This is a genomic window from Francisella sp. Scap27 (genome assembly GCF_013394105.1).
Classification (GTDB): Bacteria; Pseudomonadota; Gammaproteobacteria; order Francisellales; family Francisellaceae; genus Francisella; species Francisella adeliensis.
In genome coordinates, this window is record NZ_CP041326.1 from 1,213,168 (window position 1) to 1,231,985 (window position 18,818).

Below are 18,818 nucleotides of genomic sequence, written 5' to 3' on the forward strand. Positions count from 1 at the left end.
CCTCTTATAATTTAGCTTTATACATAAGCGATATTGTATGCATCTATAAAGGCCTCTACCGATGCTTGTATAATATCTGGGGATACTGATTTACCAATACTTTTCACGCCACCTTTCTCAAGGCTCATTTCAACATAAACTACAGCATCAGCACCCTGACCTCGTATTTTCACTTTATAGTCGGTTAAGCTATAGACTATATCACTAGGGCAAGCTTTACATAATGCTTTTAAAACAGCATCTACAGGACCTACACCAGTACTTGACGCAAAATACAACTGATCTCTCACATTAACGGTAACTTCCGCCTTCGATTTCTGGTTATGCTCAACATTAACCTTGAAAGACTGGACATCTAATATATCTTGGCTAACAGCATCAGTCATTTCTGTAGCATCTTGGATAATATCTTGAATATCTGCTACATAAATAGATTTACCTTTAGCTAAAAACTTCTCAATAAGACTCTTCACTTTAGTAGTAAAGGTTTCATCGTAGTTTGCCCCAAACATAGTTTCTAAAGCTTTTCTAACCTCTTCTATAGTAGGATAGGTTTCAAAAACAAGTTGGTTTTGATCAATGAATAACATCATTTTATTATCAAAGAAACGACTGTCATATAATTTATCAAAATCATTCTCTGTAGGATAAATAATAGGTGGCTGAATCGCGGACTTTAGAACTACACTAGGATCCTTTAGACCTTCTCCTGAAAGCACACATACAACTTTTGATCCTTTCTGAAGCTTACCTTCGCTATGTTTTTTTAGTAAGTGAGCCACTGTAGATGCTGAAGCTAACTCAACAAAAAGTCCTTCTTTTGTAGATAGCATATATTGTGCTTCAAGCATTTTAATATCACTGATTGCACTCGCTTCACCACCAGTATTATAGATCGCTTCAATAGCCTTATCTCCATCTATAGGATAAGGTACAGCAATTGCTGTAGCTATAGTATTTGCAGATTTTAGCCCTTCTATTCTATTTTGATTTTTCTGATATGCTCTTGCTAAAGTATCAGCTCCTGTTGATTGTACTCCAGTCAATTTAGGTATAGTATCAATAAAACCTAAATCTTTATACTCACTAAAACCTTTATAGTAAGCTGTCATATTTGTACCACATCCTATCGGAACTATAACTTCATCAGGTGTTTGGAACAATAGTTGATCAATTACTTCAAAAGCTGCTGTTTTTTGACCCTCAACTCTAAAAGCATAGTCACCTGCAAGGAAGAAATTTTTAGATTTAGCTATATCAAAAGCTAATTGAGCAGCATCATTATAAGTGCCTTTTACTTGAACTATCTTACCTCCATATGACATAACTTGAGCTAGTTTTGACATCGAGACACCTTCAGGGACGATTATAAAACAAGGCATTTTAGCTGCAGCTGCATAACAAGCACAAGAAGCTGCCATATTACCTGTTGAGGCTAAGACGATACCTTTAGCCCCTAACTCTCTAGCTATAGTTATATCAATCGCAGAACCTCTATCTTTAAACGATCCTGTTGGATTTTTGCCTTCAACCTTGAAATAAAGATCAATACCGAGTTCTTTGCTTAAAGTCTTACTTTTAATAAGAGGAGTCGCCGTTTCTCTCAAAGACACGAAATCTGAAGGGTTTTTGATTGGCATAAAAGGAAGGTATTTAGACAAACAAGGTGATGCTTGAGTAAAGTAATCCTTATTGATTTTGTTTCGAACCATTTCCATATTCATTTGAATTTCCCAAGGACGATCTTCCCCAGCAAAAACAAAACTATCCGTAAAGACTTCTTCTTTAGTGTAAAAATCTATTATTTTATACATTATACCCCTATTCATGAAAGTAAAATTAATATAGCTTTTTTAAATATAATGTAGATATTAATCACATAGTCGTACTATATATTATCCACTCAAATGCTATGTGTAAACTACATGCAAAGACATTTGCACACCCTTTTAAGTAAATAACTTTTAACTAATCGCAAAAATCTGCGCACTTAGGTAAACATTATTAGCTCATATACACTTTTATTTTAAAGCTTTACGCATCTTTTAACAAGTACTTATGTGCTAGATATAGTAGTGTAAATAATAGTTTTTTTGAATATTTAAGGAGTATTTTTAGATATTATTAGTAGGTGGTGTAACTTATTTTAGTCTAACGACTAAAACATCCATGCTTGCTTCATGAAGTAAACTATTTGCTGTTGAGCCTAAGAAAAACCTTCCTAAAGCACTTCTTCTATGACTACCAACAACAACTAAATCGTTTTTATTTTCCTCAGCTTTTTCTAAAACACTTGTTGCTATACTACCAATAAGTACGGACTTATCACCATTAATACCATTCGCATCTGCAAACTTTTTAAGTGATTCTTCTACCTTATCAGTCTCGTATGTCATAAGAGAAATACTGTCATTAGGAATTACAAATGCTGTATCAAGTGTTGCATCATAAAGCTTTGCAATATCCACAGCTTTTGAAACAACATAACAAGAGTCATTTTCAAGATCTGTTGGTGCTAAAAGTTTCTGATAATTATGAGCTCGACTACCAGCACTTTCATCATCACTAACTCGCACAGTAAGTACATCGCATTTTGCCCTATGAAGTACAGCATTTGCTACTGAACCTAGAAGTAAATTTATACCATGAGTTGCATGAGAACCTAGCACAATTACATCACATGCGCTTTCTTCTGCATACGCTACAACCTCTGCAGCAGGATTACCAACAAGGACCTCATGTTCTACTTTAATGCCTTTAATCTTATCAACAACTTTATCAAGTGCATCTTTGGCTTCTTTCTCAATTGAATGCTGAAAGTCTACAATTGATGGTGCAAATGGGGCAACACAATCAATTACTGTTACTACCTTTAAAACCTTTGCATTATTTTTTAGTGCGAAAGCAACAGCTGAATTTACTACTACATTAGTTTTTTCATATACATTTATAGCTAATAGTACTTTTTTATACGCCATCTCTAGACTCCTTTTTAGTTTTCCTACACTTTTCATTATATATAAACACTAAGAAAAAAACAGTTATTTAAAGAACTTTTAGTTAACTTTTATTTTGACTAACCATATCAAAATATTTAGATACTTCTATTGGTAATGACTTATTAAGCTTAAAAGTGAATTTCACCATTTTTATTGGAGAATTAATCTCTTTGACCTTGATACATTTATCAACTATACCTAAGAACATATAGTTATCATTTTTATCGACTCTTGCAAACACAAAGGTTACAAAATCAACCTTACTCAAACCATATTCTATACTATCATTTAAAGACTTATTTTTCTTTGAAAAAAATGTAAATGTGTCTGCAGAAATAAACTTATTATCAAACTGTGTAAATTTTTTACTCTCATCAAATGTCATATAAAGTAAAGCTTTATTATCAAATGCTCGATAACCCGCTAAATTGACTCCACCATTTGTATAGTCTTGATTAAGAAGATGGGCAATATCCTTTTTTGAATACTTTTGATATAGTGCGATATTCTTTACTTTGTTTTGAGAATATTTCTTCTTACAGATAATTTTGTTGTACTCTAGCAAGTCTTTTATTTGAGCTAATAAAAACTCATTTGCATGGATAGTTTTAGCAACTGTAAGTGTTACGCTAGTGTCATCAAACTTGATTAATGACTGATACTCTACTCTACCGGCATTAACTGTAAATGTCCGTAATGACAGGTGGTGCAATGCATTTACAAAACTTTTTTGATTATAGTCTGTAATCTCGTTTTTAATATAACTTTGTAAATCACTCATAGATATAAATGGGTTTGAAAGAAGCTTTTCTAATATTAGAGTCTCATACAGCCTTTTTGCTGGGGTAAATTCTTTAGAGATAAATTTTAATATTTGGTACTCATTATTTATTAATGTAGCTATCGGCTCTTTAAATGCTTGTAGAATATCTACATAAGTATCTTTTGCTTTGAGTATAACCTCTGGAGCTATAAAATTGTATTTCTCAAAATCAACTAATCGCGGAACTTTACCAAGCTCTTTTTTAAGCTGAATATAATCTTTTTTGATATTCTTTAACTGAGAAAAGTTTGTCTTTTGAATATTTCTATAGATTAGTTCTTTCGCGATATTTGTAAATGTAATTGTGCTTTTACCACTAATATAGTTATTAGGGGTAACTACAAATTTCTTTAGTTGATCTTTGTCATAACTATTATCACCACTTAGAGCTACAGGTATTAGGAAATTGTTTTCATAGTTGGCTATAAAGTCTAAAATCACGACAAACTTTTTATCACGATATTTTCTAAGCCCTCGACCAAGTTGCTGAATATAAACAATTGCACTTTGAGTTGGTCGTAGAAGTATAATTTGATTTAGACAAGGTATATCAACTCCTTCATTAAAAATATCAACCGTAACAATAACTTCTAAGCGTTTTGCTTCTAGCTCTTGGATAGCTAGCTCCCTTATATGCTCTGGGTCTTGGCTAGTTAGAGCTTGTGCCTTTACACCCTTTTGACTTAGTAGGTTAGCAAGCTCTTTTGCTTCATTTACATTACTCACGAACATTAGGCTTGAGCGTTTTTCACCACTGAAGCCATAGAATTCCATTTTCTCGACGATATGATCAACTCTTTCATCGCTAATTAGTCTACTAAAACCTTTTACTGGACGTTCTGAACTTGGTGGTGGAGTAAGACTCTGAAACAAGCTTAGGGATTCGGTATTATCTTTATTAGGTTGCTTACTCTCAAAATAAAAATCCTCTAGCGCAAAATAATGAAAAGGACAAAGTAAATCTTCTTCTAAAGCTTGGTGTAGACGAATTTCATAAGCGATATTATAATCAAATAATTTAAAAATATCGGCACTATCACTTCGTTCTGGTGTAGCTGTCATACCTAGTAAAAACTTGGGCTTAAAATACTCTAAAACTCTTTTATAGCTGTCAGCTTCAGCATGATGAACTTCATCTATAATTATATAATCAAATTCATCTTGCTGAAACTTTACTAATACATCTGGATTTTTAAGAGTTTGTATAGTTGCAAATAGATAGTCTGCATTAGATTTATCACTACCTATACAAAGACCGATTGATTTGTCTTTGATAACCTTTGCAAAGGTTTCACTCGCTTTAATTGCGATATTTGTTCTGTGTACAATAAAAAGACATCTTTTCGGTGCAACCTTCGCTACATCAAATGCACTTAAAAAAGTCTTACCTGTGCCTGTTGCACTAACTATAAGAGCTTTGTTCTTGCCATCATTTCGCAAAATTTCAAGATTTTCTAGTGCTTGCTGCTGTATAGTATTTGGTGTGATGTTTTTCGCTTGTTGATACAACTCAAGATTTGTTGTATTTCTTATACTGTGGTAGTTTAAGCGATATTGCTCAAGAATATTTTTACAATCAATAGCTCCATCAAAAAGTCGATTAAACTCTGTAAGAATTTCTTGGTGGACTTGTTCACTCTCTTGAGTATGAAATAAAATATTCCATTCGCTATTTACAGTGAGTGCTGACTGAGTAAGGTTTGAACTACCTATCATCATCTGCCAATTATCTGCCCTACGAAAGAAAAAACCTTTTGCATGGAAATTTTCACTTGTAAGAACTTTTAGCTCGATATTTTCAAACTCAAGCAATTTGCCTAATGCTTTTGGCTCTGTAAAGTTCAGATAGCAACCCGTAAGGATTCGCCCCTTCACACCTCTTAGATTAAGCTGGTGCAATGCTTCTAATATACAAACCACACCACTAAGTGTTATAAAAGCTACACTTATGATAAACTCATCACACCCTTCAAGCTGTGAGTTTATCTCTGTAACTATCTTTTTGTTTTTAGTGTTTATGAGAAATTTATTTTGATGCTCGCTCATTTTTAGATTTGAACAGGAACACTAGAGTCTAAGTTTGCTGTACTTGTTTTACCTTTTGTTCCTTTGCCCCAACAATATATATCACTATCAGGTTTAGACACGCCACAAACATAAGTTTTTGCCATACTTAATCTTGAGAACAATACATCTGTTTTAACTTTTTGAGGAGTATCAAACTTTCCTTTTTTACCATTACCAACTTCGCCATTACTACCATCTCCCCAGCAGTAAGCATGTCCATCTAAATCAATTCCGCAAGTATAATGCGCTTTCGTATAAATTTTACTAAACTTAACATCTGAAGCAACTTTAAGAGGCTTTTTAACATTCTTAGATTTAGTTTCGCTACCTAGTTGACCACGTCTGTTACTACCCCAACAGTAAGCTTCATTAGCATTATCCAGTGCACAGTTAAAATCATCTCCGCTAGATACATCTTTCATCTGCTTTAAGCCATTGTAATTTTTAAGTATTTTTTCGCTTACACCTCTGTTAGTATCTTCAGCCTGACGAATCTTATATTTCCAACATCTTACTTGTCCTGCTACAGTATACTCACAGTTATAATCACTACCCTTACTTATATCGAACTTATCTCCATACATTTCTACCTTAGCATCTTTACGAAATGAGCTATTTTTGTAAGCAAAGTTACTATCTGTAGATTGATTATAATCATCAAAAACGCTTTCGGCATGTGTGTAGTTTGCATAGATGTTAAAAGCAGATAGTATAAGAGCAAATATTAATATTATTTTTTTCATATCTAATATTGAGTTAAATTACTATCTTAATGGTAAGCAATATCACTTTAAAAAGCTAGTTAAATAAGGTTGTTTCTTCCTGTATTTAATGAAAAAATGATACTAGAAAGGAAAATTTAACCAAATTGTATAAATAAGTAGAGGTATTTTATGAGCAGTAATATAGACCTTAATTTAAAAGAGTTTGAAAATATCGACTCATCAAGGCAATACGAAACCTTTATAGCAGCGTTAAAGCAGTTTAATGATATAGCTGAAATTCAAGATTTAAAACAAATAGCAAGAGATAAAATCTCTAAAGATTCTAAAAAAGTATTAGATGCTGGCTGTGGCCCTGGCTTAGAAACAATCTTAATTGCTAAAAACTTTAAAAATACTGAATGTACAGGCATTGATCTTAGCAAAGACTTTATAACTACAGCCTTAAAACAAGCAAAAGAGTTTGGTATCAAAAACTGTACTTTTAAAGATATGAATATTGAAAACTTATCTTTTGATGATAATTCTTTTGACTTCTCTCGTGCTGAAAGAGTGCTACTTTATGTGCCTAACCCTAAAATAGCCATAAAAGAACTTTTTCGCGTAACAAAGAAAAATAGCTATATGTGTCTTATTGAGCCAGATTGGGAAACAAACACAATAAATGTAAATAATAGAGAGTTAGTAAGAAAAATCATAAATCATGATTGTGATAATAATATTAAGAATGGTTGGGTTGGTAGAGAGCTCCCATCCATATTAAAAGACTTAAACATCAACTACTCTATAGATTCTCGAGTTGCTAGGTTACCCCAACAATTAGCTTTGAACTTCTACTTAGGGGTAGCTAAATCTGCTTTTGAAAATAATGCTATTTCAAATAAAGAACATTTAACATGGATAAAAGAGATTACCGAATTGTTTGATGCTAAAAGGTTATTTTGCACTGTTTCATATTTTTTATTTATCTGTGAAACATAAGCTTTTCTGAAGTTTAAAGAAAGAACTTCTGCTCCCATTTACGCAAAAAGCTAAAGAACTTTTCACTAGTAGTATAGTTATCATAATCAACAAATGGCTTTGTAATTAGTATAGGGTAGCACCCTGCTATGATGCAGGCTAAGCATCCTGTAAGTAGTCTATCATCAACGAGTACAACATCTTGAGGTTTACAACCTACGGCATCAATAACAGCTTGTAAACCATCTGGATACGGCTTTTTAGCTACTCCTGATATAAATCTAATCTGAGGATAATACTTTTGGAAATACTCTAACCTTATTTGTGTAGGCTTATTTGAAAGTATAAAGACATTCTCTTGACCAAACTCTTTTGCAAAGCTATCTAACCATATTTTGACGCCTGCATCTAGCTCTGGCTTACCATGAGCGGCTAGCACACCATCAAAGTCTAAGGCTACAATCTTGATATTATTTTTTTGTAAAAACTCTACATTTAGTTCTGTAACACTTTGCATGCAATGATCACCTGCAACAGCTGATATTTGCTTTTTGTGTTTAAGCATTTGTTTAGTTGTGTATATAATTCTTTGGAACATTTTTATATTTCCCCGTAAATATTAAGAAAACAGAGACTCCGCTCAGCCATTTTATTATTTTACTTATTATCCCTTATCTCTAACGCTAAGTTATAAATCTCATTCTTTTTGCCTTTAGTAAGCTTTGTAACAAGCTTTACTGCTTTCTTAAGTGGTAGGTCTTCGAGCAAATCTTTTAGCAAATCTTTTAAATCAATAGCCATTGATGTTTTGTCATCATCATTACCATTACAATCTATAAGTACTACAAATTCACCACGCACAGTATCTGGATTATCTATAAAAAACTGTGAGACCTCATTTGGTTTACCACTTACAAACTTTTCAAACTGCTTCGTGATCTCTTTTGCTACCACTATGTTATTCACAGGTAAAAGCTCAACTAAATCTGCTAACAAATAACTAACTCTATGCACAGATTCATACACAACCACAGTCGAATTTAGCTTACTAAAAGCTAAAATTTGCTCTTGTCTTTTGGTCTTCTTAGCTGCCAAAAAACCTCTAAAAGTAAAATTATCAGAAGGAAGTCCCGCTACTGATAAAGCTGTAATAACTGCACTTACCCCAGGTATTGGCACTATATTAAAGTCTTCTTTTCGCAAGGCATTTACAATCTTGTAACCTGGGTCTGAGATAAGTGGAGTACCTGCATCACTAACAAGTGCAATGCTTTGAGCATTATCCAAAAGCTCTTTAACCTGCTCTATGCGTTCACTTTCATTAAAATCATGGCACGATATAAGTTTTTGTGTTGTTCGAATATTTAGGTTTGCTAAAAGCTTGCCTGTCTCACGAGTATCTTCGGCTAATATTACATCTACACCTTTGAGAATCTCTAAAGCTCTAAGTGTTATATCTCCTAGATTTCCGATTGGTGTAGCTACTACATATAATGTAGACTTTTCTATTTTAATCATTAAGCATCTCTACTATATTTGTTACATCTCCAGCACCTTGGATTAGCACTACAGTCTCTTCATCTATATTTTGCTCTAGCTGATATATAGCCTCATCAAAACTCTCTACTAAATTACAGTTAGTAAGATTTCTTGCTATGGCTTGGCTTGTTGCACCTTCGATAATCTCTTCTCCTGCTGAATATGTCGGCAATAAAATAAGTTTATCTGCTATAGCTAAAGCTTGCACCCAATCAGGGAATAAGTCCCTATTACGACTATAACGATGTGGTTGAAATATATGTATAATCTTCTTATTAGGGTATTTATCCTTCACAGCACTTAGGCAATTAACAACCTCTACAGGATGATGTCCATAGTCATCAACTACTTGCACCCTATGGTTTAACAGCGTTTTTTTATAAATATCAAACCTTCTAGCTACACCTTCCACATCACGAAGCACACTCTTTATAGGTTGATAGTTAAACCCTAAATCAAGACAGTTTACTATACATGCTGTTATATTTAACACATTGTATTTACCAGGTAGTTTTGTTGTAAATGCAAGTTCTTCAGCATTATAAACTATCGTAAATTCAGTTTGCTTTTCATTTGCGTTATAGTCAATAACCCTTACATCTGCATCTATATCAAAGCCATAAGTAACTACTGTTTTGTTACTTAAATCATTTCTTGATAGCAAATCTTGGCAACCCTCATCATCAAGACAAATATAAGCTTTTTTCACACTTGGCTTACTTAGAAAAGTATAAAAATTCTCAATAAGATTATCATAACAATCCTTATATGTACCCATGTGGTCAAGGTCTATATTTGTAACTATCGCAGTACAAGGATTCAATTGTAAAAATGATGCATCACTTTCATCGGCTTCTATAACTAATCTGCCTGTACCATTTACCTCGATGTTTGAATTAGTATGCTTAACTAAGCCTCCAACAACAAAGCTGCTTAATGGATCAAGCTTTGAAAGTAAAGTTGCTAATACACTTGAAGTAGTAGTCTTACCGTGAGTACCTGTAACAGCAATACTTTGACTAAAATCTCGCATCAAAATAGCTAAAAAAGATGCTCTTTGTAAACATTGAACTTGTAACTGGCGCCCGGTTGATAAGAGTGGATGACTATCAGGTATCGCACTTGAATAAACTATCATACTATAATTAGCTACATCAACTTCACTAGGACTAGAGAAAATATCTATATTTAAAGACTCAAGCTTAGCAGTAAGTTTATTTGGCTTACTATCATACCCTGCAACTATAGCTCCTAGCTTTTTAGCAGCTATTGCAAGTGCAGATACTCCAATACCCCCTACACCTAAAAATAATATCCGCTTGTTCAATATAATCCTAAAAGCTAATTAAGCATAGTGGCTAAGAATACTTATATTTTACCATATTCGTTTGGGGTAGTGAAAATTTGTGATTTATCTACAGATATAAAAAAGCCTATGAAGTAATAGGCTTTTAAAGGTTTTAGAACCTGCTTATCATAATAAGCAGTATTTTAAATTTAGAAGTTAATTACTTAATGTTATTAATATTTTGGTAAATTGTACCTTCTAAAGCAAGTAATACTTTTTGCTTAGTTGCTTCATCTACAGGATTACCACTTTCTTTAGCAATTGTATTAGAGTAATAATTTACCGCGGTCATCATAGCTTGTGCTACCTTAGTTTTACTAGTACTTACAGCATTATAATCACACACTTGGTTACCAACAATTAAGTCTTTAGATTCATTCACTTCTTTGTAGATACTATTATTAGCAATTGCATCAGCAACTGGTTCAGCTATAACATCAGTAATATCAACTATAAAATTGAATTTATCATCTACTCGGAAAGAACCCGTATCACCAACAATTGTAGCTATAACTGTAGCCCCCATCTGACCTATGCTATCTTTTAGGTTTGCAATTACATATTCATTATCTATGCCTATAACATTGAAAACATCTTCAAACACATCTGCTATTTCTTCTTTATCCTGTAGCTTAGCTATAGTTTCAACAGCTTTTTGAACAGCTTCATTGCTAGCTATCTTAGTAGCGTTTATAGCACAGTAAGTATTAAGATTAGTACTTCCATTTACTAGATTAAATATTTGATTTTCGCTATTACCTAAAGTGGTTACTGTATACGCTAATTCATTTGCATTTGAGTATTCTTTAATAGCCTGTGTTACATCTGTATTATTAACTTTAGCTACAGCTTCAATAGTTGCATAATTAGTTAATTCATTAAATGCACCTGTTTCTTTAGATATATCTGCAGTACCATTCCATACAGCAATTCTAGAATCCCAGAATTTATGTATGTTAGTAGTATAGCCTACATAGTTAAATGATTTAGCAGCACTCCAAGCATCCCCTAATACAGCAATAGATGGTTTAAGCAAAGTTTCATTATATTCTTTAGATCCTTTTACTGTATCATTTTTGATTCCATTAGCTAATTCTAATTGAGTTTTATAAAAACCATCATTATCGTATTTATCTAATTCATTAAGAGATTTTTCAGCAGCTTTCACTCTACCTCTTTGCTTTTCAAGCTCAACCTTAGCACTTATTTCTTCTTTAAATGCTTTTACTTTAGACCAACCTTTGGCATCTCTTGCTGCTTGCTTTTTCTCAGCATATTTGTCTTTTTTACGCTCTTTCTTTTCAATAGCAAACTCTTTGTACTTTTCTGCTTTTGTTTTTAAGCCAGCTGTTTTATCTGCAATAAAGCTATTTACTAAATGTCCTTGAACATTTTTGTCATTCATAATGTTATCTACTAAAGTAGAACTTCTATAAACAATTGAATCATCACTAGTTTTAGCATTCTCGATACTGGTTTTTGAGTAATTAGTAATCGCAGTATTTACTTCTGCACCAGTCGTACCAGCAAAAGAAGCTGTTGCAACTAATGAACCTAATAAAGCTATTGTAAGTTGAGTTTTTTTCATTTTATATTTCCTTTTTAATAAATTTAAGTTTTTTTATCTTAAACATTGGCTATAAATATTCCTACTTAAGTATATTGTTAATTAAAAATAAGTCAACAAATTATTGTAATAATTAACATTCATTAGTAATAAATTCAAATAATTCGGAAAAATAATCTCTATTTAAATGTTTTGATGATAAGATGCGTCGTAATGACCTTGATATATAAGTCTAAAAATTAAGGGAGGTATGTGTAGAGTATTTTTATAAGAAATAGACTTTAAATAAAACTAAAATAAATTAATAAGCTATATTTCTCCAGCACTTGAAAACAGCCTTACTTAACTCTTCTAGCATTCCTTTTCCATCAGATGACGTTATATTGTTTTGACCACACCAGTTAGTGAATACTGTACCATCTTGTGCATACATAAGATCATAACCAAAAGCTTGAGAAGTAAAATTATTCGTTGATAATGGTAACATCATGTTAGATATACTCGATGAAGTTGAGTTTATAACTATATCGTAACAACCTTTAATGTTTTCATAATCCTCTACCGTAATATCATATTTACTTTGAAATAATTTTTTAATAGCATCAGCTTTTGCTTTAGTTCTATTTGCTATACTTAATAAACTTGGATTTTCTTTAATAATTGCAGCAACTACAGCTTTTGCGGCCCCACCTGCCCCAACTATAAGCACTTTTTTATTTAAAAATGCTTTTTTATGGTTATTTTTTATATCATTAACAATACCTAAACCATCATAGTTAAGTGCTTTCATTTGTCTATCTTCTGTGAAGATAACATTACTAGCTGCTTTTACATCTTGAGCTATATCATCAGCACTATCAGCTAACTCAAACACTCTTTCTTTATGAGGTACTGTGACACTTAACCCCTTAATTTTAGGATCAGCTTTAAACCCTGCTATTTTGTTCTCTAAATCTTCTGGTGCGATTTCTACTGCTGTAAATAACATGTTCTGATTATGTTCTTTAGCTAATTGCATCTGAATTTTAGGCGAAAGGCTATGCTTTACAGGATAGCCAATTACATGATAAATATCTTTCATCGTTTAGGTTTACTCTTTTTATTAAAAGGTTGTAACTAAGATTATAAAGACTACTAAGTTAATCTAGCAAATCATTTTTTTAGAGAATAGTAGTTGTCTTTAATTACTTCTAAGCAAAGGTTTGATTTTTTTGCATAAATATATGTAATTAGTGAAAGCACCACCAAGCTGGTTAGTATACTTATAAGACCAAAGTTTTCTGGGTATAGTTTATTAAAAAGGGCAATAAAAGTTATACCGCTTAAATGGAAAAAGAACCATAAACTTTTTACAAAGTGAAAATTATGGTTCTTTGCTCTTATTTTCTCAACTATAATGAATATGACACTACAAATAATAGCAAAAGAAGTAATCTCTACAATAGTATCCCAACCGCTGAAAAAAAAGATGATGCTAGAAAAATAGAATGAAAAAAAGCAAATAATATTCGCAAATTTCAAGGTGTATTCTCGGTGTTCATCAGGAATAGATTTTCTAAAATTCATAGTTGCTAATGGCCCAATTAAATAAGTAATAGCCATTAAGGCTGCAATAAATGTAGACACTTGATTCCAATTACTAAAAACAAAAAATATGAATAGAGATACTACAAAACTGATTAGCATATAAATTTTTATACCTTTTCTATTTTTGGTGGCATTTTGTTGCAATATATTTTCTATTACTAAAATATTTAAAGACTCCACAGAAACTCGTAGATACATAACACCACAAATAAAAGGAAATGTTATCGCAGAAAAATATAAGATTGCACTTAAAAATTTTGATCCAATATTTGATGCAACTACACCAAATGCGCCAAAATCACCTGAACTAACATATACGTTATCAAAATTTTTAGCAGAGTAAAAATACGCAATTTGCACCAAAAGGAAAATCACTAAAGAGATTAAAATTACAAAAAATATTGACAATGGGATAGTTCTTTTAGGATTATGAGCTTCTCCAGCAATTTCAATTATGGTTTTAAAACCAATAAATGAAAATGCGATACCACCCATTGTGATAGCTGTAAACACCTCCGACCATCTCCAGGTTATTGTATGTGAAGAGTTTTGACCAATAAAGTGCGTAACTTGTTCAGGCGTAGTTAGACAAAATATTACTATAAATAAAGATACAAATATTGGAATAATGATTTTTAATAAGGTGAAATAATTATTTATACGAGATATCAGGCTTATAGATAAACAGTTTAATAAGCAAGATAATGCTACAAGGATGATACCCGCAATCATATTGTGAGTTTGATTCGCCAAAAGAGTCGGGAAATATACTGCTAAATATTGAATAACTGCATGACTTTCTATCGGCACAAACATCATATATGAAAGCCATGTGAATACAGCAAAAATAAACCCCGTCATTGGCCCGTAGATAATTGTGGGAATCTTTGATGATGCTCCATTCATAGAAAAAAGTGTGCTAAATTCTATAAAAGATAAAGCTATGACAAAAGTGATTATCGCAGCAATAACCCATGAAAGAATAGATGCATAGCCTGCAATTTTTGTACTATATTCAGCTGTAAATAGCCAGCTTGAGCCTATTAACGAAGTAATTCCAACGCCAATTAAACTGATTAAACTAATTTTTTTAGACATATAAAACCTTCTTGTATCTCTATTACGTAACTATGAGAAAAATAAACTACTTCTTTGCATTATGGTTTATTTTATAATGCAAAACATAATTAATTTTTTGAATATGAGCTATTAGAAAAATCAATTTGCTTTACTCCAATCGATAAGTGAATATGTGGTTATAAATTTGATTAACTCGTCTTGTTGAAAATAAGACTAATGAATTAAAAGTGGCAAAAAACATATTGTTTGCTGAAGAGTAAAAATTAAGATTAGAGAGGAAAGTATAATGAAATATCAAGCTAATAATTTTATGAGCGGTCAGCAAACCAAACCTACTGGGACTAGGAGTCTAGATATCGATAATCCTCAAACTGGTGAGATTATAGCTAAAATGACATGCTCTACTAAAGCTGATGTAAATCATGCTGTAGAAATAGCTAAAAAAGCTCAAAAAAATTGGGGTTCAAATACATATAAAGCTCGAGCTCAAGTTTTCTTTAAATATAGACAGTTACTTCAAGAGAATTTTGATGAGCTAGCAGCACTTTGTTCTGAAGAGAATGGTAAGCTTTTAGCCGAAGGGGCAGCTGAAATTGCAAAAGCAATAGAACTATGTGAGCTAGCGGTTTCTATTCCTCAAACATTAAATGATAGAAGGCAAGTTATTAGTAACGGTATTGAGTGTAAAGAGCAAAAAACACCTCTTGGTGTAGTGGCAAGTATTGTACCTTTAAACTTCCCTGTAATGGTTCCTCATTGGAGTATACCTATGGCATTAGTTCTTGGTAATTCCATGATTGTTAAGCCATCTGAAAGAGTTCCTTTATCTTGTATAAGAGTTGCTGAGCTTTTAAAAGAAGCAGGTTTACCTGATGGTGTGTTTAATGTCGTTCAGGGTGATAGAGATGTGGTAGAAGCTATTTGTGATCACGAAGATATTAAAGCCGTCTCTTTTGTAGGATCTACTCCTATAGCAAAAGTTGTGTATGAAAGAACTGCTAAGTCTGGTAAAAGATGTATAGCTCTTGGCGGAGCAAAAAACAACTTATTGCTATTACCGGATGCTGATATAGAAATGGCTGCTGCTGATATTGTTGCTTCATTTACAGGGTGTGCAGGTCAAAGATGTATGGCAGCATCTCTACTTATAGCAGTGGGTGATACACAAGTTATTATAGATAAAGTTGTTGAAGAGTCTAAAAAAATAACAGCAGGTCAAAACTTGGGTGCTATTATTACAAAAGAGTCAAAAGACAGAATTGAAAGCTATATAACTAAAGCTGAAGAAGCTGGTTGTAAAATTTTGCTTGATGGTAGAAATGCTGTAGTCAAAGGTGGTGAGAAAGGTTACTATGTAAACCCAACTATTATTGATGGTGCTGAGTTTGGACAGCCATGGTCTTGTGATGAGATATTTGGCCCTGTAGTTACAATCATTAGAGTAAAAACAGTAGAAGACGCTATTAAAATTCAAAATAACTCTAACTACGGTAATGGTGCTTCTGTCTATACTCAAGATGGTGAAATAGCTACTTATGTTGCAGATAGACTTACAGCTGGTATGTGTGGTATCAATATAGGTGTGCCAGTTCCTAGAGAACCATTTGGTTTTGGTGGATGGAAAGACTCTAAGTTTGGTGTATCTGACATTACAGGCTCTCAACCGATAGACTTCTGGACCCAAACGAAGAAGATTACAACAAAATGGAATGCTAAGCATAAAAAAGATTGGATGAGCTAATAATTTCATTCAGTAAGCTTAAATTCACAATTTAGTTTTTTAATATTTTGGAGTAACCATGCAAATTATAGAAGAAATAAAACAAAATAATATTGATCATAATGTTTTCACTTGGGTGAAGCAAGGTGGTCTGAACCCTGCATGTATAGAAAGAGGTGAAGGTTCATTCATCTATGATTATGATGGTAAAAAAATCTTAGATTTCACAGCAGGTCTTATCAGCGTAAATTTGGGACACGGAAATGAAGCCGTTATAAATGCTGTAACAGAACAAATGAAGCAAATAGCATTCCCTGCACCAGTTCATGCTACTAAAGTCAAAGGCGAGTTAGCTAAGAAGTTAGCTAGTCTTTTGCCAGGTGATTTAAATAAAGCATATTTTACATTATGTGGAGCTAGTGCGAATGAAGCCGCTATAAAAGCCGCTAGAGCATATACAAATAAACATAAAATCTTAACAAGGTATAGATCATTTCATGGTGGCAGCTATGCAACTATGACTCTAGGCGGAGATCCCAGAAAGTTACCGCATGATACTGATGGCATACCTGGTGTTGTACATTTTGAGATACCTTCAACTTATGATGGTATTTATAATGAAAACCCAATAAAACAAACAGAAGAAGCTCTTAAACATTTAGAAAGAGTAATAAACTATGAAGCATCAGAAAATATTGCCGCAATTATGCTTGAAGGTGTGAGTGGTACATCTGGCTGTTATTTATACCCAGAAGGATATATGGAGGGCGTAAAAGCCTTATGTGATAAGTATGATATTTTATTAATCATAGATGAGGTTATGAGTGGTTTCTGTCGTACTGGTAAATGGTTTGGTTTTATGAATTATGATATCGTGCCTGATATCGTAACAATGGCAAAAGGTATTACATCATCATACTTACCACTAGGTTGCTGTATGTTATCTGATAAAATCATGGCTAAATTCCAAGACACAGCATTCGTGCTTGGGGCTACATATAGTGGCCATCCAGTATCTTGTGCAGCAGGCTTAGCTGCTATTAACGAGTATGAAAGACAAAATATCCTAGATAATGTAAACACGATGACAGCCTATTTTGCTACAAAAGTTGCTGAACTAAAAACAAAACATAAATGTATTGGTGACTATAGAGCAAAAGGTCTTTTAGGTTGTTTTGAATTAGTTAAAAATAAAAAAACAAAAGAACCTCTTGTAGCCTATAATGCAAAAGACATGAGCATCACAACTAAAATTGCTAGTAAGTTTAAAGAGCTGGGTTTACATTCATTTGTTAGATGGAATCATGTGTTTGTTGGCCCACCATTAAATATTAACAAAGAAGAGTTAGATATTGCAGTAATTGCTCTTGATAAGGTATTTAGCTTAGCTGACACCTTTTGTGATTAGTAGTTTTGTTTTTGTAACCATTCTCTGAAAAAAATCACTATTTTTGTATGATGTTTATCTTTTTTAAATATAATCCTGTGATTTCTTGTCATTACAATATCTTTTAAATTAAGAGTTTTGAGAGAAGTATTATCTATATCACAAAGACTTATCTCTGGTACTGTTGCTAGAAAATCACTGCTTGCTACATATCTTTTGACAGCTTCAATATTTGGTAAATAAAAATCATCATTATTAACAAACGAGTTGATACTTTCTTTTATCATATCACCATTCTTAGTGAAAACTATATCACCTAAAAAAACATTTTCTTTAATAGAAAAATCACCGGCCCATTTTTTCATGATTTTTGAATTTTTATCAACTTTGTGTAGCAAAATATCCCGAGTAGTAAAAGTGTCGTGATAGTATGCCCATTTATATGCAAAAATATCATCAATACTAACTGAATCATATTTTGCAAGAGGATGGTTTTTACTACAGATTAATTTTAACTCTGATTTTTTGATGACTATCTCTTCTGACTTCATTTCATGTAATGGAACTCTTCCCTCGACAAAACCAATTTCACATATTTCATTTTCAATATTTGCAAAAGTTTTATCTAGATTGCTGCTAATAATATTTATCTTGATATTAGGATATTCTCTGTGAAACTTATACAGTAGCTTTGGCAAAATATAAGTCGCTATAACAGAGTTCGCTGCTACTGAGATGCTACCTTGTAAGTTCTCTGTTGATGTTTTGAAAAGCTCAAATTCATTTGATTTCTCAATAATTTCAATGGCTTTTTTAAATAAAACTTTACCATCATTATTTAAGTTTAAGCCATTTTTATTACGGTCAAAGAGTTTGACTTCAAGAATTTTTTCTAACTGTCCTAAGCTAATACTTGCTGCAGATTGGGATATAAAGCATGCTTTTGCTCCTTCACTTATTGACTCTACCTTTGCAACTTCTACAAAAACTCTTAAATGTTTGAGAGTAATTCGCATAAT

General features: G+C 32.5%; 14 protein-coding genes and 1 pseudogene. 3 read left to right on the forward strand and 12 right to left on the reverse strand.

Going from position 1 to position 18,818, the window contains the following annotated elements; genetic code table 11:
* Positions 1-17: 17 nt before the first annotated feature.
* The 5 genes and pseudogenes from FLM55_RS09535 to FLM55_RS05905 form a co-directional block, all read right to left on the reverse strand.
* The gene (locus FLM55_RS09535) at positions 18-593 is read right to left on the reverse strand and encodes an alpha-isopropylmalate synthase regulatory domain-containing protein (protein WP_306293447.1); all 576 of its coding nucleotides are present in this window, start codon (positions 591-593) and stop codon (positions 18-20) included.
* 156 nt (positions 594-749) lie between these two features.
* A pseudogene (gene thrC / locus FLM55_RS09540) lies at positions 750-1,829 on the reverse strand (threonine synthase); the annotation flags it as partial.
* Between the two features lie 312 nt (positions 1,830-2,141).
* Entirely contained in the window at positions 2,142-2,978 is an 837-nt protein-coding gene (locus FLM55_RS05895; protein WP_112869094.1) for a universal stress protein, read from the reverse strand.
* A gap of 82 nt (positions 2,979-3,060) precedes the next feature.
* Complete coding sequence (locus tag FLM55_RS05900; protein ID WP_178948444.1) at positions 3,061-5,868, reverse strand: DUF3427 domain-containing protein; 2,808 nt, start codon at positions 5,866-5,868, stop codon at positions 3,061-3,063.
* A 2-nt stretch (positions 5,869-5,870) separates the two neighbouring features.
* The gene (locus FLM55_RS05905; RefSeq protein ID WP_178948445.1) at positions 5,871-6,632 is read right to left on the reverse strand and encodes a regulator; all 762 of its coding nucleotides are present in this window, start codon (positions 6,630-6,632) and stop codon (positions 5,871-5,873) included.
* Between the two features lie 150 nt (positions 6,633-6,782).
* Between FLM55_RS05905 and FLM55_RS05910 the strand changes: the two genes are divergently transcribed.
* Positions 6,783-7,592, forward strand: a complete 810-nt coding sequence (locus FLM55_RS05910) for a methyltransferase domain-containing protein (protein WP_178948446.1) — start codon at positions 6,783-6,785, stop codon at positions 7,590-7,592.
* Positions 7,593-7,605: 13 nt separating this feature from the next.
* Here FLM55_RS05910 and FLM55_RS05915 read toward each other — a convergent pair whose 3' ends face one another.
* The 6 genes from FLM55_RS05915 to FLM55_RS05940 form a co-directional block, all read right to left on the reverse strand.
* Complete coding sequence (locus FLM55_RS05915) at positions 7,606-8,169, reverse strand: YqeG family HAD IIIA-type phosphatase (RefSeq protein ID WP_178948447.1); 564 nt, start codon at positions 8,167-8,169, stop codon at positions 7,606-7,608.
* Positions 8,170-8,228: 59 nt separating this feature from the next.
* Entirely contained in the window at positions 8,229-9,089 is an 861-nt protein-coding gene (gene rsmI / locus FLM55_RS05920) for a 16S rRNA (cytidine(1402)-2'-O)-methyltransferase (protein ID WP_178948448.1), read from the reverse strand.
* Positions 9,082-10,437 carry a UDP-N-acetylmuramate--L-alanine ligase gene (gene murC / locus FLM55_RS05925; protein ID WP_178948449.1) on the reverse strand — a complete coding sequence of 452 codons (1,356 nt, stop codon included), beginning with the start codon at positions 10,435-10,437 and terminating at the stop codon, positions 9,082-9,084. The genes rsmI and murC overlap by 8 nt, the downstream gene beginning before the upstream one ends.
* Positions 10,438-10,618: 181 nt before the next feature.
* Complete coding sequence (locus tag FLM55_RS05930; protein WP_112869087.1) at positions 10,619-12,046, reverse strand: hypothetical protein; 1,428 nt, start codon at positions 12,044-12,046, stop codon at positions 10,619-10,621.
* Positions 12,047-12,326: 280 nt separating this feature from the next.
* Positions 12,327-13,106, reverse strand: a complete 780-nt coding sequence (locus FLM55_RS05935) for a shikimate dehydrogenase (RefSeq protein ID WP_178948450.1) — start codon at positions 13,104-13,106, stop codon at positions 12,327-12,329.
* A 71-nt stretch (positions 13,107-13,177) separates the two neighbouring features.
* Positions 13,178-14,710 (reverse strand): APC family permease, encoded by a 1,533-nt coding sequence (locus FLM55_RS05940; RefSeq protein ID WP_178948451.1) that lies wholly within the window; start codon positions 14,708-14,710, stop codon positions 13,178-13,180.
* Between the two features lie 268 nt (positions 14,711-14,978).
* Between FLM55_RS05940 and FLM55_RS05945 the strand changes: the two genes are divergently transcribed.
* Both FLM55_RS05945 and FLM55_RS05950 read left to right on the forward strand, forming a co-directional pair.
* Positions 14,979-16,433, forward strand: a complete 1,455-nt coding sequence (locus tag FLM55_RS05945; protein ID WP_178948452.1) for a CoA-acylating methylmalonate-semialdehyde dehydrogenase — start codon at positions 14,979-14,981, stop codon at positions 16,431-16,433.
* 58 nt (positions 16,434-16,491) lie between these two features.
* On the forward strand, positions 16,492-17,820 hold the full coding sequence (locus FLM55_RS05950) for an aminotransferase class III-fold pyridoxal phosphate-dependent enzyme (protein ID WP_178948453.1): 1,329 nt from the start codon (positions 16,492-16,494) through the stop codon (positions 17,818-17,820).
* Here FLM55_RS05950 and FLM55_RS05955 read toward each other — a convergent pair.
* Positions 17,817-18,815, reverse strand: coding sequence for a LysR family transcriptional regulator (locus FLM55_RS05955; RefSeq protein WP_178948454.1), 999 nt, complete (start codon positions 18,813-18,815; stop codon positions 17,817-17,819). The genes FLM55_RS05950 and FLM55_RS05955 overlap by 4 nt on opposite strands.
* Between the last annotated feature and the right edge of the window lie 3 nt (positions 18,816-18,818).

Bases quoted from the DNA above. Each gene is read 5' to 3' on its own strand.
- FLM55_RS09535 (WP_306293447.1), bottom strand. From the start codon at position 593: ATGATGTTATTCATTGATCAAAACCAACTTGTTTTTGAAACCTATCCT.
- FLM55_RS05895 (WP_112869094.1), bottom strand. From the start codon at position 2,978: ATGGCGTATAAAAAAGTACTATTAGCTATAAATGTATATGAAAAAACT.
- FLM55_RS05900 (WP_178948444.1), bottom strand. From the start codon at position 5,868: ATGAGCGAGCATCAAAATAAATTTCTCATAAACACTAAAAACAAAAAG.
- FLM55_RS05905 (WP_178948445.1), bottom strand. From the start codon at position 6,632: ATGAAAAAAATAATATTAATATTTGCTCTTATACTATCTGCTTTTAAC.
- FLM55_RS05910 (WP_178948446.1), top strand. From the start codon at position 6,783: ATGAGCAGTAATATAGACCTTAATTTAAAAGAGTTTGAAAATATCGAC.
- FLM55_RS05915 (WP_178948447.1), bottom strand. From the start codon at position 8,169: ATGTTCCAAAGAATTATATACACAACTAAACAAATGCTTAAACACAAA.
- rsmI (WP_178948448.1), bottom strand. From the start codon at position 9,089: ATGATTAAAATAGAAAAGTCTACATTATATGTAGTAGCTACACCAATC.
- FLM55_RS05930 (WP_112869087.1), bottom strand. From the start codon at position 12,046: ATGAAAAAAACTCAACTTACAATAGCTTTATTAGGTTCATTAGTTGCA.
- FLM55_RS05935 (WP_178948450.1), bottom strand. From the start codon at position 13,106: ATGAAAGATATTTATCATGTAATTGGCTATCCTGTAAAGCATAGCCTT.
- FLM55_RS05940 (WP_178948451.1), bottom strand. From the start codon at position 14,710: ATGTCTAAAAAAATTAGTTTAATCAGTTTAATTGGCGTTGGAATTACT.
- FLM55_RS05945 (WP_178948452.1), top strand. From the start codon at position 14,979: ATGAAATATCAAGCTAATAATTTTATGAGCGGTCAGCAAACCAAACCT.
- FLM55_RS05950 (WP_178948453.1), top strand. From the start codon at position 16,492: ATGCAAATTATAGAAGAAATAAAACAAAATAATATTGATCATAATGTT.
- FLM55_RS05955 (WP_178948454.1), bottom strand. From the start codon at position 18,815: ATGCGAATTACTCTCAAACATTTAAGAGTTTTTGTAGAAGTTGCAAAG.